The following is a 16,780-nucleotide window of genomic DNA, read 5'->3' as shown; positions in this document are numbered from 1 at the left end:
ATGCATCAAATGACTCTGGCCGAGATCGCCCGCGGTCTCGCCGATAAAAAGTTTTCCTCCGAAGAGCTGACCAAAGTCCTGCTGGCGCGTATTACCCGGCTCGATCCGCAGCTCAACAGTTTCATCAGCCTCACCGAAGAGTTGGCCCTTGAGCAGGCGAAAGCCGCCGACGTGCGCCGGGCCAACGGTGAGAGCGGCGCGCTGCTGGGTGCGCCGATCGCCCACAAAGACCTGTTCTGCACCCAGGGCATCCGCACCAGTTGCGGCTCTAAGATGCTCGACAACTTCAAGGCCCCGTATGACGCCACCGTGGTCGCGAAGCTGGCTGCGGCCGGTGCCGTGACCCTGGGCAAGACCAACATGGACGAATTCGCCATGGGTTCGGCCAACGAGTCGAGCTGGTACGGCGCGGTGAAAAACCCGTGGAACCTGGAACACGTGCCTGGCGGCTCGTCCGGTGGTTCGGCGGCGGCCGTTGCCGCTCGTCTGTTGCCTGCGGCCACTGCCACCGACACCGGTGGTTCGATCCGTCAGCCAGCCGCGTTCACCAACCTTACCGGCCTGAAGCCAACCTACGGTCGCGTTTCGCGCTGGGGCATGATCGCCTACGCCTCCAGCCTCGATCAGGGCGGACCGCTGGCTCGCACTGCCGAAGACTGCGCGATTTTGTTACAAGGTATGGCCGGCTTCGATCAGAACGACTCCACCAGCATTGATGAGCCCGTTCCGGATTACTCCGCCGGCCTCAACACTTCGCTGCAGGGCCTGCGCATCGGTGTGCCGAAGGAATACTTCAGTGCAGGTCTCGACCCGCGTATCGCCGATCTGATCCAGAACAGCATTAAAGAGCTGCAGAAGCTCGGCGCCGTGATCAAGGAAATCAGCCTGCCAAACATGCAGCACGCGATTCCTGCGTACTACGTGATCGCCCCGGCCGAAGCTTCTTCGAACCTGTCGCGTTTCGACGGCGTGCGTTTCGGCCACCGTTGCGAGCACCCCAAAGACCTGATCGACCTGTACAAGCGCTCCCGCGGCGAAGGCTTCGGGCCTGAAGTACAGCGCCGGATCATGGTCGGTGCCTACGCACTGTCCGCCGGTTACTACGACGCCTACTACCTGAAAGCGCAGAAGATCCGTCGTCTGGTGAAGAACGACTTCATGGCTGCCTTTAATGAAGTCGACATCATCCTCGGCCCGACCACGCCGAACCCGGCCTGGAAACTCGGCGCCAAGAACAGCGACCCGGTCGCTGCCTATCTGGAAGACGTTTACACCATCACCGCCAACCTCGCGGGCCTGCCGGGCCTGTCGATGCCGGCCGGTTTTGTCGACGGTCTGCCGGTTGGCGTGCAATTGCTCGCGCCGTATTTCCAGGAAGGCCGTTTGCTTAACGTTGCGCACCAGTATCAGTTGAACACTGACTGGCACACCCGCACCCCAACCGGCTTCTGAGGAGACACACATGCAATGGGAAGTCGTGATCGGGCTGGAGATTCACACTCAGCTCACTACCCGGTCGAAAATCTTTTCCGGTAGTTCCACCACCTTCGGTTCCGAGCCGAACACTCAAGCGAGCCTGATCGATCTGGGTATGCCCGGCGTTCTGCCGGTGCTGAACCAGGAAGCCGTGCGCATGGCCGTGATGTTCGGCCTGGCGATTGATGCCGAGATCGGTCAGCACAACGTGTTTGCCCGTAAAAACTACTTCTATCCGGACCTGCCGAAGGGCTACCAGATCAGCCAGATGGAATTGCCGATCGTCGGCAAGGGCCACCTGGACATCGCCCTTGAAGACGGCACGGTCAAACGCGTCGGCATCACCCGTGCGCACCTGGAAGAAGACGCCGGCAAGAGCCTGCACGAAGAATTCAACGGCGCCACCGGCATCGACCTGAACCGTGCTGGCACGCCGCTGCTGGAAATCGTCTCCGAACCGGACATGCGCAGCGCCAAGGAAGCCGTGGCTTACGTCAAGGCGATCCACGCACTGGTGCGTTACCTGGGCATCTGCGACGGCAACATGGCCGAAGGTTCGCTGCGTTGCGACTGCAACGTGTCGATCCGTCCGAAAGGCCAGGAAGCCTTCGGCACGCGTTGCGAGATCAAGAACGTCAACTCGTTCCGCTTCATCGAGAAGGCGATCAACTCCGAGATCCAGCGTCAGATCGAGCTGATCGAAGACGGCGGTAAAGTGATCCAGCAGACCCGTCTGTACGATCCGAACAAGGACGAAACCCGTCCGATGCGCTCCAAAGAGGAAGCAAACGACTACCGCTACTTCCCCGATCCGGATCTGCTGCCGGTGGTCATCGAAGAGTCGTTCCTCGGCGAGGTGCGCGCCACCCTGCCGGAACTGCCGCCGCAAAAACGCGAGCGCTTCCAGAGCCAGTTCGGTCTGTCGGCCTACGACGCCAACGTGCTGGCCACCAGCCGTGAGCAAGCGGATTACTTCGAGAAAGTCGCAGCCATTGGCGGCGACGCCAAACTGGCAGCGAACTGGGTGATGGTCGAGTTGGGCAGCCTGCTCAACAAGCAAGGCCTGGACATCGACGAATCGCCGGTTTCCGCTGAACTGCTGGGCGGCATGCTGCAGCGCATCAAGGACAACACCATCTCCGGCAAGATCGCCAAGGTTGTGTTCGAAGCGATGGCCAACGGTGAAGGCAGCGCGGACGAGATCATCGAAAAACGCGGCTTGAAGCAAGTCACCGACAGCGGCGCGATCTCGGCGGTGCTGGACGAAATGCTCGCGGCCAACGCCGAGCAGGTCGAGCAATATCGCGCGGCAGACGAGGCCAAACGCGGCAAGATGTTCGGCTTCTTCGTCGGTCAGGCCATGAAAGCCTCCAAAGGCAAGGCCAACCCGCAGCAAGTGAACGAACTGCTGAAAAGCAAGCTCGAAGGCTGACCACAATGGAGCCAGAGCCAAAGCCTGGCTCCGATCCCTGTGGGAGCGAGCCTGCTCGCGAAAGCGTCATGACATCCGATAGAGATATTGAATGTGATGGCCTCTTCGCGAGCAGGCTCGCTCCCACATTGTTAATTGGGAGCTTTCGAATGAAACACCTGCTAGGCGCCTGCGCCCTGCTCTCCTTACTCGCCGGTTGCGCCAGCACTGACACCATCGACCCGCACGGTTACGACCAGACCGGCGTCGCCTCCTATTACGGAGCCAAACACCACGGTAAACGCACCGCCAGCGGCGAAGCGTTCAACCAGCATGGCCTGACCGCCGCCCATCGCCAGTTGCCGTTCGGCACCCGGGTAAAGGTCACCAATCTGAAGAATGACGAATCCGTCGTGGTGCGTATCAACGACCGCGGCCCCCATACCCGTGGCCGACTGATCGACCTGTCCCGCGAGGCCGCAAACCAGATCGGCATGCTGCGCGCCGGTACTGCGCGGGTTCGCATTCAGGCCCTCGACTGATGGAGCGCCGACCATTTTCGGACTGACCGATTTACCGCTGATCAGCGTGATCGAATTGCTCGCCGGGCTATGCCTGCTGATCTTCGGTGCCGAACTGATGGTGCGCGCAGCGGTGCGCCTCGCCGCGCGACTGAATGTACGGCCACTGATCATCGGCCTGACCATCGTCGCCCTCGGCAGCAGCGCCCCGCAGATGGCGGTGAGTCTGCAAGCCGCACTGGCGCACAATCCCGACATCGCAGTCGGTAGCGTGGTCGGCAGCAGCATTTTCAACATCCTCGTGACGCTCGGTTTGTCGGCGCTGATCATTCCGCTGCGCGTGTCGCGGCAACTGGTGCGCCTCGATATTCCGCTGATGATCGGTGCCTGCCTGTTGGTGTTCGTTCTGGCGTGGAACGAGGAAATCGGTCGCATCGACGGCATCCTCTTACTGGGCGCACTGGCGCTATACCTTGGTTTGCTGCTGCGCCAGTCACGGCATTCGACACGACCGCACTCGGAACACTCCGAAGCAACGCAGACGTCCTGGATCGGCTGCTCGCTGATGATCATCGTCGGTCTGGCGATGTTGGTGTTCGCCGGGCATCTGCTGTTGGGTGCCGCCGTTGTAGTGGCGACCGATCTTGGATTTTCCGAACGCGTCATCGGCCTGACCGTGGTCGCCGTGGGCACCTCGCTGCCGGAACTCGCTACGTCGCTGATTGCTGCGTTGCGCGGGCAACGGGACATTGCGGTGGGCAACGTGATCGGCGCCAACCTGTTCAATCTGCTCGGTGTACTCGGCATCACCGCGTTGATCGCGCCGACACCACTCTCGGTCTCGCCCAATGCGCTGGATTTCGATCTGCCGGTGATGCTCGGTGTCGCAGCGTTGTGTCTGCCGGTGTTCTACCCCGGCTACCGCGTGACCCGCGCCGAAGGTCTGCTGCTGCTTGGTTTGTATCTGGCGTACGGGCTGCATGTGGTGTCGTTCACCACCGGCATGCCGCTGGCCGGCAAGCTAGAGCGGCTGATGTTGTTTTACGTCTTGCCGACGCTGCTGACGTTTTTGCTGATCACGTCAGTCATCGCCTGGCGCCGCCAACACCACAAAAAGGATATGCCATGACCGAATCGAAGAAGTCCGGGGTTGAAGTCCGCCGCCAGGTAATGGGCGATGCGTTTGTTGATCGGGCGCTGGGCAACGCCACGGAATTCACCCAGCCGCTGCAGGATTTCGTCAATGAGCATGCCTGGGGTGGCGTATGGAATCGTGAAGGCCTGCCACTGAAAACCCGCAGCCTGATCACCCTTGCCGCGCTGACGGCTTTGAAGTGCCCGCAAGAGTTGAAAGGTCATGTGCGTGGCGCGCTGAACAACGGTTGCACGGTGGATGAGATTCGTGAGGCGCTGCTGCATTGCGCGGTGTATGCCGGTGTGCCGGCGGCGATCGATGCGTTTCGGGCGGCACAGGAAGTGATCGATACCTACCAGAAAAGCTAAAAGATCGCAGCCTGCGGCAGCTCCTACAGGAGAACGCATTCCCATGTAGAAGCTGCCGCAGGCTGCGATCTTTTGATCAGCTTTAAATCCACCCACCCCACTGCAAAACGAAAATCCCGACATTGGTGGTGATCGCCGCCATCAACGTGGTCAACACGATAATTGCCGCCGCCAGCTCGTGATTGCCCTGTGCCGCCCGGGCCATGACAAAACTGGCTGCCGCCGTCGGGCTGCCGAAGTACAGAAACAGAATCCCCAGTTCAGCCCCGCGAAAACCGCATAGCCATGCGCCGAACGTCGCCAGCACCGGCAGGCCGACCATTTTCACCAGGCTGGAACTGAGCGCCATGTTGCCGCTCTTGCGCAACGCCGCCAGCGACAAGGTGCCGCCGATGCAGATCAGCGCCAGCGGCAAAGTGGTCTGCGCCAGATACTGGCCGGAGGTTTCCAGCCACCCCGGCAGACCGATCTTGAAATAGGCAAACGGCGCCGCCGCGATCACGCTGATGATCAGCGGATTGCTGAACACGCTTTTGCAGATGCTCCACGGATCGGACTTGATCACCGGGCTGTACACCGCCAGCACGATGGTCGACAGCGTGTTGTAAAACAGGATCACCAGCGCCGCGAGAATCGCCCCGAGGGAAATCCCGTAGTCGCCGTACATGCTCGCCGCCAGCGCCAGGCCGATCACCCCGTTGTTGCCGCGAAACGCGCCTTGGGTATAGATGCCGCGATCTTCACGCGGGCATCTGAAAATCGCCCAGCCCCAGGCCACGGCAAAACTCACCAGCGTGGCAATGGAGAAATAGATCAGCAGTGCCGGTTGCAACGCGGCGTGCAGGTCGGCATGCAGGATGCCGAGGAACAGCAACGCCGGCATGGTGACGTTGAACACCAGAGACGAAGCCGTGTGGATGAAGTTGTCGTTGATCCAGTCGATGCGCTTGAGCAACACACCGAGAAACAGCATGGCAAACACCGGCGCGGTGATGTTCAGGGTTTCGAGGAAGATTGCCAGCATGCCGGGGAGCCTTGGGTGAGCGTCGTTAGGGGGCTAATGATAAGCCACAAGACCTCCGGCGTCTGTGGGATCGCCTTCGCGAGCAGGCTCGCTCCCACACTAGATCGCATTCGCACAGACAGAACGCGGTCGAATGTGGGAGCGAGCCTGCTCGCGAAGAACGATAACCCTGTCTCAGGTAATCGGCGCCGGATTGAACAACGTAATGTCGTTATGCAGCTTGTGCTTCTCCGCCCAGGTCTGCTGCTTGCCGCTCGCCACGTCCAGGTAGTAGTGGAACAACTCCCAACCCAACTCCTCGATCGTCGCGCGCCCGGTGGCAATCCGCCCGGCGTCGATGTCGATCAAATCAGGCCAACGCTGCGCCAGCTCAGTACGCGTCGAGACCTTCACCACCGGCGCCATTGCCAAGCCATACGGCGTGCCGCGCCCGGTGGTGAACACATGCAGGTTCATCCCTGCCGCCAGTTGCAACGTACCACAGACAAAATCACTGGCCGGGGTCGCACAGAAATTCAGCCCCTTCTGCTTGAAGCGCTCGCCCGGGCCAAGCACGCCGTTGATCGCGCTGCTGCCGGACTTGACGATCGAACCCAGCGACTTCTCGACAATGTTCGACAACCCGCCCTTCTTGTTGCCCGGCGTGGTGTTGGCGCTGCGATCCGCTTCGCCCTTGGCCAGATAGCGGTCATACCAGTCCATCTCGCGCACCAGTTCTTCGGCAACAGCCTTGGTCTTGGCACGAGAGGTGAGTAGATAGATCGCATCACGCACTTCAGTGACTTCGGAAAACATCACCGTCGCCCCCGCGCGCAGCAGCAAGTCCGAGGCATAGCCCAGCGCCGGGTTGGCGGTGATGCCGGAGAACGCGTCGCTGCCGCCGCACTGCATGCCGAGGATCAGCTCGGACGCCGGCACGGTTTCGCGGCGGCGCTGATCAAGCTTCTTCAAACGGACTTCAGCCAACGCCATGATCTGCTCGATCATCTCGGTGAAACCGTGACTGGAATCCTGCAAGCGATACAGCCACGGCTCGCTGAGATCCACCGAAGCATCGTCCTCGTGCATCACCTGCCCGGCCTGCAATTTCTCGCAACCCAGACCGATCACCAACGCCTCGCCACCCAGGTTCGGGTTGCGTGCCAGATTGCGCACAGTGCGAATCGGGATGTAGGCATCGGTGGCGGTGATCGCCACGCCGCAGCCGTAACTGTGGGTCAGCGCCACGACGTCATCGACGTGCGGGTACTTCGGCAGCAGTTCTTCCTTGATGCGTTTCACCGCGTGATCGAGCACGCCAGTCACGCATTGCACGGTGGTGGTGATGCCGAGGATATTGCGCGTGCCGACAGTGCCGTCGGCGTTGCGGTACCCCTCGAAGGTGAAGCCTTCCAGTGGCGCCTGGGCGTCCGGCACCTCGGTGGACAGCGGCAGGCTGTCCAGCGGCGGCGCGGTCGGCATGCGCAGTTGATCTTCCTTGACCCAACTGCCACGGCGGATCGGCTGCAAGGCATAACCGATGATCTGGCCGTAACGAATAACCGGGCCGCCCTCGGGAATGTCCTCGAGGGTGACCTTATGGCTCTGCGGTACGAAATCCAGCGTCACCAGGCCATCGGCGAATTCGGTGCCGGCCGGTACGCCCTGGTCGTTGACCACTACCACTACGTTGTCCCGCTCGTGCAGGCGGATGTAGCGCGGCGAGTCGGAATGTTCAATCAACTGCATGACGCCGCTCCTCAGGAATGCGCTTGAGACAATTTGCCGGTGGCTTCATTACCACCTTGGGTTGGCGGCTCTTTCAACACAACTCGCTTGATCGGGCCGACGATGACCAGATAGCTGAACACCGCGACCAGTGCGTTGGCACCCACAAACACCAATGCCCACTTGAACGAACCGGTGGAGCTGATGATGTAGCCAATCACGATCGGTGTGGTGATCGACGCGATGTTGCCGAAGGTGTTGAACAAGCCACCGCTCAGACCGGCGATCTGTTTTGGCGAAGTGTCGGAGACCACCGCCCAGCCCAGCGCGCCAACGCCTTTGCCGAAGAAGGCCAGGGCCATGAAGCCAACGACCATCCACTCAACATCAACATAGTTGCAAGCCACGATGCTGCTGGACACCAGCAGGCCGGCGATGATCGGCGCTTTGCGGGCGAAGGTCAGCGAGTGGCCCTTACGCAGCAGGTAATCGGAAATCACCCCGCCGAGCACACCACCGATAAAGCCGCAGATCGCCGGCAACGAGGCGATGAAACCGGCCTTGAGAATGGTCATGCCACGCTCTTGCACCAGATACACAGGGAACCAGGTCAGGAAGAAGTAAGTGATGCCGTTGATGCAGTACTGGCCCAGATAAACGCCGAGCATCATACGGTTGGTCAGCAACTGACGGATGTAATCCCACTTCGGACCGTCGGACTTTTTACCCTTCTGATCCATGTCGACCATACCGCCGTTGTCGGCGATGTGCTTGAACTCGGCGTCGTTGATGCGTGGATGTTCACGCGGGCTGTAGATCACTTTCAACCAGACCAGCGAGAACACGATGCCGAGGATACCCATGACGATGAACACGTGCTCCCAGCCGAAGGAATACACGATCCAGCCCATCAGCGGTGCAAACAACACGGTGGCAAAGTATTGCGCCGAGTTGAAGATTGCCGAGGCTGTGCCGCGTTCGGCGGTCGGAAACCACGCCGCGACAATGCGCGCGTTGCCAGGGAAGGACGGCGCTTCAGCCAGGCCGACGAGGAAGCGCAGCATGAACAACGCAACAATCGCCGTGGACATGCCGAATTCACCGACAAAGCCTTGCAGCACGGTGAACAGCGACCAGGTGAAAATGCTCAGGGCATAGACTTTTTTCGAACCGAAGCGATCGAGCAGCCAGCCACCGGGGATTTGCCCGGCAACGTAGGCCCAACCGAATGCGGAGAAGATGTACCCGAGGGTGACCGCGTCGATACCGAGGTCTTTTTGCAGGCTGGAACCGGCGATCGCGATGGTGGCGCGGTCGGCGTAGTTGATCGTGGTCACCAGAAACAGCATGAGCAGGATCAAATAGCGGACGTGAGTCGGCTTTTGAGTCGATTGCATGTAGATGTACTCCCACTGATTATTTTTATGCGCGGGTGAATCTTCTTTGGTCCCGGTATTCCACACGCCCCGTTTTGCGGGGTGCCCTTGGTACTCCGGGTGTCCTCTGTAGGAGCTGCCGGAGGCTGCGATCTTTTGATTTTTGGCGCCATCCGTGACGCCAGAAAATCAGGATCAAAAGATCGCAGCCTTCGGCAGCTCCTACAGGGGTGCGATATCGAATCCGATATCGTGGTTGGATCAGGAACCGATGTAACTGGTTTTCACCACGGTGTAGAACTCTTGCGCATAGCGGCCTTGCTCACGTGATCCATAGGATGAACCCTTACGGCCACCGAATGGAACGTGGTAATCCACGCCCGCGGTCGGCAGGTTGACCATCACCATCCCGGCCTGGGAGTGGCGCTTGAAGTGGTTGGCGTACTTCAGCGACGTGGTGGCAATGCCCGCCGACAAACCGAATTCGGTGTCGTTGGCCATGGCCAGTGCGGCGTCGTAATCGGCGACGCGGACGATGTTCGCCACCGGGCCGAAAATCTCTTCGCGGCTGATCCTCATCGAGGCTTCGCTGTCGGCAAACAGGGTCGGCGCGAGGAAGTAGCCCTCGGTGTCACAAGTCACCAGACCACCGCCGCTGACCAGACGCGCACCTTCGGACTGGCCGATATCGATGTACTTCATGTCTTGCTCAAGCTGCGCTTGCGAAACCACCGGGCCGATGTCGGTGCCGGATTTCAGCGCGTGGCCGACCTTGATCGACTTCATGCGCTCGGCCATGGCTTCAACGAACTTGTCGTGAATCCCGGCGGTAACGATCAAGCGGCTCGACGCGGTGCAACGCTGACCGGTGGAGTAGAACGCGCTCTGCACCGACAGTTCGACTGCTTGCTTGAGGTCGGCGTCGTCGAGAATGATCTGCGGGTTCTTGCCGCCCATTTCCAGCTGAACCTTGGCCTGACGCGACACACAGTTGACCGCGATCTGCCGACCGACGCCGACCGAACCGGTGAAGCTGATGCCATCGATTTTCGGGCTGTTGACCAGTGCTTCACCCACCACACGACCGCTGCCCATCACCAGGTTGAACACACCGGCCGGGAAGCCTGCGCGGGAGATGATTTCGGCCAGGGCCCAGGCGCAACCCGGTACCAGATCGGCAGGTTTCAATACCACGCAGTTGCCGTAGGCCAGGGCCGGGGCGATTTTCCACGATGGAATGGCAATCGGGAAATTCCACGGAGTGATCAGACCGACCACGCCGAGCGCTTCGCGGGTCACTTCAACGTTGACGCCTGGACGCACCGACGGCACGTAGTCGCCGGACAGGCGCAGGCATTCACCGGCGAAGAATTTGAAAATGTTGCCGGCGCGGGTCACTTCGCCGATGGCTTCGGGCAGGGTCTTGCCCTCTTCGCGAGCCAGCAAAGTGCCGAGTTCTTCGCGGCGGGCGAGGATTTCCGTGCCGACTTTATCCAGCGAATCGTGACGGGCCTGAATGCCCGAAGTCGACCACGCCGGGAACGCTGCGCGGGCAGCGTCGATGGCGGCGTTAACCTGAGTCAGGTCAGCCTTGGCGTAGTCACCAATGGTGTCGCTCAACTCGGACGGGTTGATGTTGGCCGAGTAATCGGCACCGGCGACCCATTCACCGTTGATGTAGTTGTCGTAACGTTTTGCATTTGCCACGGGACTGCCCTCGAAACTAAAAGCCTTCACGCAAAAAGCCGCTGATTGCTCAGCGGCCTCGGTTTGCTCGGGTGTTACTGCGCACCTTGCTTGTCGATCAGCGCGGCGAGCATTTCGTACTCTTCGCCGGTCAGGTCGGTCAGCGGTGCACGCACCGGGCCTGCGTCATAGCCGGCGATTTTTGCACCTGCCTTGACGATGCTCACGGCGTAACCGGCCTTGCGGTTGCGGATGTCCAGGTACGGCAGGAAGAAGTCGTCGATGATCTTGCCGACGGTGGCGTGATCTTCGCGGGCAATCGCGTGATAGAAATCCATCGCGGTTTTCGGAATGAAGTTGAACACTGCCGAGGAGTAGACCGGCACGCCCAGCGCCTTGTAGGCAGCGGCGTAGACTTCGGCGGTCGGCAGACCACCCAGGTAGCTGAAGCGATCACCGAGGCGGCGACGGATCGACACCATCAACTCGATATCGCCCAGACCATCCTTGTAACCGATCAGGTTCGGGCAACGCTCGGCCAGACGTTCCAGCAGCGGCGCGGTCAGGCGGCAGACGTTACGGTTGTAGACGACCACGCCGATTTTGACCGATTTGCACACCGCTTCAACGTGAGCGGCAACGCCGTCCTGGCTGGCTTCAGTCAGGTAGTGCGGCAGCAGCAACAGGCCTTTGGCGCCCAGACGCTCGGCTTCCTGTGCGTATTCGATGGCCTGACGGGTCGAACCACCGACACCGGCGAGGATCGGTACGCTGGTTTCGCAGGTGTCGACGGCAGTTTTGATGATTTCCGAATATTCGCTGGCGGCCAGGGAGAAGAATTCACCGGTGCCGCCTGCTGCGAACAATGCTGAAGCGCCATACGGGGCCAGCCATTCCAGACGTTTGATGTAGCCCGCGCGGTTGAAATCGCCCTGCGCGTTGAAATCGGTAACCGGGAAGGACAGCAGGCCGGCGGAGAGGATGGACTTCAGTTCTTGTGGATTCATTATTCGAACACCCTGAGTAGCAATATTGTTGTGAGTAAACCGTTCAGCGCTCGCTGAAGTTGTAGGTCATCGTACAACTTAAAAGATAACCGTCAACTGCATTTCATCGTTGGCGGGCACTTTTTGTCGGACAAGATCGTTTCTTGACGTGGGAAATTTCTCGGCTAAGGTTTGTTTAGCTGTATATGCATACAGCTAAACATGAATTTCCGATGACATATCAAGGAGAAAGAAATGTCCGGTCTACACCCGAAACCTCAGGAAAAACCCAAGCCGGGCATTGCCCGTTTTGATGATCTGTTCACTGAATCCGGCATCGGCTTTGACGCCGAAAATCCGCATCTGGTGATGCACATTGCCGATACCCACAGCGATGTCGAACCGGTCACTGCCCTGCCCGCAAACGCCTTTAAAGGCAAGCCGCAGGCACGCTTCGAAGGTGGCGAACACACGGCCATCGGCGACTACACGCTGCTGCGCTTCGTCGAAAATGCCGAACCGGTGCTCGCGCAAAACGTGCCACTGCACCTGCCGAATGGCTCAGCCCTCACTTACGGCCAGGTCCTGGCGCTGGGGGGTGATTTCTATGGCATCCCGGATCGCCCCATCAACGAAGGCGCTACACCCGTGGATCGTCTGCAACGTTTCAATGCCGCTTTCGACTCTCTTGCGGTGCTACCCGCCGCACGGGCGGAAGCCACGCAGATTCTTGCGGTGATGCAAAAAGAGATCGACGCGGTTAAACAGGCCATCAAAGACGGGAAACAACCGCACGAAGCCTACGACGCGTTAGGAGATACGTTGTCGGAAGAGTGGAACAAAATCACCGGCGGCGGCAGTTTCGTCTCGGCCATGTTCCCGCTCGGGCGTTACCTGAAACTGGCGGCGAATAACGCTGACCACTTTGGCGAATGGGCAAAACTGGCCTATATCGCTGGCCACACCGCCGCGCTGCAAACCGCCATTGCTGCCCGCGCCAATCAGGATGAGCTGCAACTGGAACGGGCTTATGCGATGAACGCGTTCGCCGACCACTTCCTCACCGACCTGTTTTCCTCCGGCCACCTGCGGGTGCCACGCAAGGAACTGGCGGCAGTCGTGACACCGAGCGATCTGGGCTCGCTGATCACCCGTTTCATGCACGACGAAGACAGCAAATTCGGCCTCAAGGTAAAAAACGGTCATGGTGATCAGTGGCGGGCATACGGTGACAAGCGCTACTTCGAGGCCACCGACGCCGACAACCGCCAACAGGTCAATCAAGCAGTGCAAACCTCGGCAGATGAAGTGTTCGCGGCTTACCTCAGCGGCAACCTCCCCGCGCCTTCCGCGTTCGCCGCGCTCAAACATCTGCCGGACCTGACGGCGGTACGGAATCTGGCGAACAACTTCTCGCCACTGTTCCGCACCGAAGGCGGCAAGGTGTTGCGGCGCAAGGACGTCAACAACCTCAACGACACCGCGACAGTCGACGACTGGTGGGGCTGGAGCACCTACCTGCTGCTCAAGGATTACCACCCGACCGGCAACGTCAATTAATCAAAGAGAACCGCCATGACGATCACATTGAAACTGGAACTGGCCTCGGGCCAATCGCTCAAGGGTGCGCCGCTGGAGTTGTTGGCCAAAGGCCTGCCGATCGCGCAGGCGACGGTAAACGCCCAAGGTTACGCAACCTTTGATGCCAAACCCGCCTCCGACCCCCTCGCCGTAAGAGTCGATCGCTCAATCCTGCCGCGCCACTGACGCCCCCTCGCCTGTAGGAGCTGCCGCAGGCTGCGATCTGTTGATCTTGCTTTTTAAAATCAAAGTCAAAAGATCGCAGCCTGCGGCAGCTCCTACAGGGTGCTTTGAAATGATTGGAAATGAACGGTTTAAAACGCCCCCCGCGAGAGTCTTTTACCGTGCAGAACCGCCGTGAATGGATCACGGCGCACTACGCACGGAGAGCGACCCTCATGACTTTTGCCTCACCCACACTCCCGCAACTTCTGCCTCATTCATCTGAAACAGTAACCGTGAACTTGTCGGAACTGAGCGATCACCTGATCGTTGAGGTCCCGGACTCCAGCGACTTTGCAGCCAATTGGAGCGTCTACGCCATTCTTGGCGACGATCCCGAAGAGCCCGAATGGGCAGGCGAAGAAGTCGATACCGGCGCCTGGGATGACGCCGAGGACGAGATGGAAAAACTGACGGCCATTGAATTGCAGATTCCAAAGGAAGTGCTGAAGACGTACGTGAATTCCGAAATTGAACTGCGCTACAAGTTTCAGGACGAATCGAGCATGGAGCCGTTTTCGGCCCCGTTGATGCTGCGTATCGAAGCCTAAGCCGTTACCCCCGCTGCGCCTGCGCCTCTTCATGGGCCTGGCGCAGTCTTTCGCGGCTGTTGGTCAGGTGCAAACGCATGGCCGCACGGGCCGCATCGGAATCCTGACGGGCGATGGCCTCGTAAATTTCTTCGTGCTCACGGCTCAGGCGACTCATGTAGTGCTGCTGATCGTCATGGGCCAGGCGCGCCGAGTTCAGCCGCGTACGCGGAATAATGCTGGTACCCAGGTGAGTCATGATGTCGGTGAAGTAGCGATTGCCGGTGGACAAGGCGATTTCCAGGTGGAAGGCGAAGTCCGAGGCGACGGCATCGCTGGCATGGGCGACGCTGTCGTTCAGCGCATCGAGGGCGGCGCGCATGGTCGCCAGTTGCTCGGGGCTGCGGCGTTGCGCGGCGAGGCCGGCGGACTCCACTTCGAGGCTGATACGCAATTCAAGAATCGCCAGTACGTCACGCAAGGTGACAACGGTAGCCGGGTCGATACGAAAACCGCTCGGGCTCGGTGTGTCGAGCACGAAGGTACCGATGCCGTGGCGGGTTTCCACTTGGCCTGCGGCCTGCAAACGGGAAATCGCCTCGCGCACCACCGTACGGCTGACGCCATGGGCTTCCATGATCGCCGACTCAGTGGGCAATTTGTCACCGCGCTTGAGCAGGCCATCGCGGATCTGCTCGCTCAGCACCGTCACCAGTTCCTGAGCCAGGCTGCGGCGCTTGCGCGGCAGCCGCGGGGTTTCGATCGGGTTTTCCATGGTCTGTATCTTGTCTCGAAAATTCGGCTTGGGGGCATCATAGCTCAAGCGGGTTGTACGATCACTTTCCGTTTCCACACAAAACCTGTGGGAGCTGGCTTGCCAGCGATGAGGCCATACCCGTCGATGAAGATGTCGACTGAACCGACGCCATCGCTGGCAAGCCAGCTCCCACATGGGATGTATATCGATCAGGCCGTCACGGTCTGTTCAACCAAATGACCGCTGTCGATCCGCACATGCCGTGGATGGAAACGCTTCAGGCTGCTGCGATGACCAACGCTGACAATACTCAACCCCGGTAACTGATCGATCAGCGCCTGATACAGCGTCGCTTCGTCCTCTTCATCCATAGCCGAAGTCGCTTCGTCCATGTACAGCCATTGCGGTGCATAGAGCAGCGCACGGGCGAAGGCCAGACGTTGCTGTTCACCCGGGGACAACATGCGCTGCCAGTGATTGGCTTCATCCAGGCGGGCAACCAGATGTGGCAGGCGGCAAGTCTCCAGCACTTGCGCGTAGCGCTCTGGCGAATACGTGTCGCCCGGCTGTGGATAACTCAGTGCTTCGCGCAGCGTACCGATTGGCAGATAGGGTTTCTGCGGCAGGAACAGATAACGCGCCGCCGGAAGTCGAATGCTGCCGTGGCCCGCCGGCCACAAATGCCCCATCGCCCGCAACAATGTCGACTTGCCGCTGCCGGAGCGGCCGCTGAGCATCAGACGCTCACCCGGTTCGACGGTCATGTCGGCACTGGTCAGCAGATGACGACCATCGGCCAGATCCAGACCAAGGTTGTGCACTTTCAATGCGCTGCCCTGATTCTGCACATCGATGGCCGGAGGACGCTCTTCGTTGTCGCTCATCGCCTTGCGGAAACTCAGCAGACGATCACAGGTCGCGCGCCACTCGGCGAGATCCTGATAGGCGGTAATAAACCAGCTGAAATTGTCCTGAACGTTGGCAAATGCCGAGTTGATCTGCATCAGTTCGCCGAGTTCGATCTTGCCGGTGAAGTAACGCGGCGCAGCAACAATAAACGGAAAAATGACGGCGATCTGCTCGTAACCGGAGGTAAAGAACGTCAGGCGTTTGGACACGCGCATGATGTCCCAGAAGTTGTGCCAGACCAGCCCGAAGCGGTTACTCAGGCGGCGATTCTCGTTGGGCTCGCCGTTATACAACGCAATGCTTTCGGCATTTTCGCGAACCCGCACCATGGAGAAACGCAGGTCGGCTTCAAAGCGTTGCTGGTTGTTGTTGAGGCCGATCAGTCGACGACCGATCAGATGTGTGAGCCAACTGCCGATGCCGGCGTACACCAGCGCACACCAGAACATGTAACCGGGAACGGTAAAACCGAACACCTCGATGCTGCCGGACACCCCCCACAGGATGATCGAAAAAGACACCAGGCTGACGATATTGCGGATCAGACCAAGGCCCAGGCCCAACGTGTTGGCGGTGAACTTGTTGAGGTCTTCGGAAATCCGCTGGTCGGGGTTATCGGTGTAGCCGCCCTGCTCCAGCTGGTAATAGTTCTTGTGGGCCAGCCAACGGGAAAAATGCTTTTCGGTAAGCCAGGCACGCCAGCGAATGGTCAGCATCTGGGTCAGGTACAACCGGTACACGGCTCCGAGAATCGCGACCGAGGCGATGCCGCAAAAGTACAGAATCAAGCGCCAGAAGGCTGCTGTGTCCTTCTGCTGCAGGGCGTTGTAGAAATCCTTGTACCAACTGTTCAGCCACACCGAAATGCCGACGCTGAACAATGACAGCGCTATGACGGCAATCAGCAACGTCCAGGCCTTGCCCTTCTCTTCACTACGCCAGTAAGGCGTGATCATCGCCCACACTTTGCGAAAAAACTGCCCGCGCACAGCATCGTTGACCGCGGAATATTCAGCGTTCTGATTCATGGAAAAGGCTCGATATAGAAAAGAACAGACACGCACCGATCATAGATGATCGGTGCGTTTTAC

Annotated in this window: 15 protein-coding genes; 8 read left to right on the top strand and 7 right to left on the bottom strand. The window is 59.6% G+C overall.

Features of this window, described 5'->3' with window-relative positions; genetic code table 11:
* The 5 genes from gatA to PSH79_RS04295 all read left to right on the top strand — a co-directional run bounded on the left by gatA (position 1) and on the right by PSH79_RS04295 (position 4,911).
* Complete coding sequence (gatA, locus tag PSH79_RS04315; RefSeq protein WP_305441403.1) at positions 1–1,452, top strand: Asp-tRNA(Asn)/Glu-tRNA(Gln) amidotransferase subunit GatA; 1,452 nt, start codon at positions 1–3, stop codon at positions 1,450–1,452.
* 10 nt (positions 1,453–1,462) lie between these two features.
* Positions 1,463–2,908: an Asp-tRNA(Asn)/Glu-tRNA(Gln) amidotransferase subunit GatB gene (gatB, locus tag PSH79_RS04310; RefSeq protein WP_305441402.1), complete on the top strand. Its 1,446-nt coding sequence runs from the start codon at positions 1,463–1,465 to the stop codon at positions 2,906–2,908.
* 149 nt (positions 2,909–3,057) lie between these two features.
* Complete coding sequence (locus PSH79_RS04305; RefSeq protein ID WP_305441401.1) at positions 3,058–3,429, top strand: septal ring lytic transglycosylase RlpA family protein; 372 nt, start codon at positions 3,058–3,060, stop codon at positions 3,427–3,429.
* Positions 3,430–3,475: 46 nt separating this feature from the next.
* Positions 3,476–4,537: a calcium/sodium antiporter gene (locus PSH79_RS04300; protein ID WP_305441400.1), complete on the top strand. Its 1,062-nt coding sequence runs from the start codon at positions 3,476–3,478 to the stop codon at positions 4,535–4,537.
* The gene (locus tag PSH79_RS04295; RefSeq protein WP_187676762.1) at positions 4,534–4,911 is read left to right on the top strand and encodes a carboxymuconolactone decarboxylase family protein; all 378 of its coding nucleotides are present in this window, start codon (positions 4,534–4,536) and stop codon (positions 4,909–4,911) included. Before PSH79_RS04300 ends, PSH79_RS04295 begins: the two co-directional genes overlap by 4 nt.
* A gap of 82 nt (positions 4,912–4,993) precedes the next feature.
* Here PSH79_RS04295 and PSH79_RS04290 read toward each other — a convergent pair whose 3' ends face one another.
* From PSH79_RS04290 to kdgD, 5 genes are all read right to left on the bottom strand, one after another.
* Positions 4,994–5,935, bottom strand: coding sequence for an AEC family transporter (locus PSH79_RS04290; RefSeq protein WP_305441399.1), 942 nt, complete (start codon positions 5,933–5,935; stop codon positions 4,994–4,996).
* Positions 5,936–6,109: 174 nt separating this feature from the next.
* Positions 6,110–7,663: a galactarate dehydratase gene (gene garD, locus PSH79_RS04285; RefSeq protein ID WP_305441398.1), complete on the bottom strand. Its 1,554-nt coding sequence runs from the start codon at positions 7,661–7,663 to the stop codon at positions 6,110–6,112.
* A gap of 11 nt (positions 7,664–7,674) precedes the next feature.
* Positions 7,675–9,039: an MFS transporter gene (locus PSH79_RS04280; protein ID WP_305441397.1), complete on the bottom strand. Its 1,365-nt coding sequence runs from the start codon at positions 9,037–9,039 to the stop codon at positions 7,675–7,677.
* Positions 9,040–9,279: 240 nt separating this feature from the next.
* On the bottom strand, positions 9,280–10,725 hold the full coding sequence (locus PSH79_RS04275) for an aldehyde dehydrogenase family protein (protein WP_305441396.1): 1,446 nt from the start codon (positions 10,723–10,725) through the stop codon (positions 9,280–9,282).
* 74 nt (positions 10,726–10,799) lie between these two features.
* The gene (gene kdgD / locus PSH79_RS04270) at positions 10,800–11,711 is read right to left on the bottom strand and encodes a 5-dehydro-4-deoxyglucarate dehydratase (protein WP_042557640.1); all 912 of its coding nucleotides are present in this window, start codon (positions 11,709–11,711) and stop codon (positions 10,800–10,802) included.
* A 234-nt stretch (positions 11,712–11,945) separates the two neighbouring features.
* Between kdgD and PSH79_RS04265 the strand changes: the two genes are divergently transcribed.
* The 3 genes from PSH79_RS04265 to PSH79_RS04255 all read left to right on the top strand — a co-directional run bounded on the left by PSH79_RS04265 (position 11,946) and on the right by PSH79_RS04255 (position 14,044).
* Positions 11,946–13,250 carry a phospholipase gene (locus tag PSH79_RS04265; RefSeq protein WP_305441394.1) on the top strand — a complete coding sequence of 435 codons (1,305 nt, stop codon included), beginning with the start codon at positions 11,946–11,948 and terminating at the stop codon, positions 13,248–13,250.
* Between the two features lie 15 nt (positions 13,251–13,265).
* Positions 13,266–13,457, top strand: a complete 192-nt coding sequence (locus tag PSH79_RS04260) for a hypothetical protein (protein ID WP_305441393.1) — start codon at positions 13,266–13,268, stop codon at positions 13,455–13,457.
* A 272-nt stretch (positions 13,458–13,729) separates the two neighbouring features.
* Positions 13,730–14,044: a hypothetical protein gene (locus tag PSH79_RS04255; protein ID WP_370872603.1), complete on the top strand. Its 315-nt coding sequence runs from the start codon at positions 13,730–13,732 to the stop codon at positions 14,042–14,044.
* 4 nt (positions 14,045–14,048) lie between these two features.
* Here PSH79_RS04255 and PSH79_RS04250 read toward each other — a convergent pair whose 3' ends face one another.
* A complete protein-coding gene (locus tag PSH79_RS04250) occupies positions 14,049–14,798 on the bottom strand; it encodes a FadR/GntR family transcriptional regulator (protein ID WP_305441392.1) in 750 nt (249 codons plus the stop codon).
* A gap of 191 nt (positions 14,799–14,989) precedes the next feature.
* Complete coding sequence (locus PSH79_RS04245) at positions 14,990–16,717, bottom strand: ABC transporter ATP-binding protein/permease (protein WP_305441391.1); 1,728 nt, start codon at positions 16,715–16,717, stop codon at positions 14,990–14,992.
* Between the last annotated feature and the right edge of the window lie 63 nt (positions 16,718–16,780).

Origin of the sequence: Pseudomonas sp. FP2196 (genome assembly GCF_030687715.1) — a bacterium.
In the GTDB taxonomy this organism is placed as follows: Bacteria; Pseudomonadota; Gammaproteobacteria; order Pseudomonadales; family Pseudomonadaceae; genus Aquipseudomonas.
Note: the sequence above shows the minus strand (reverse complement) of the source record. Positions and strands in the feature narration are given on the sequence as shown.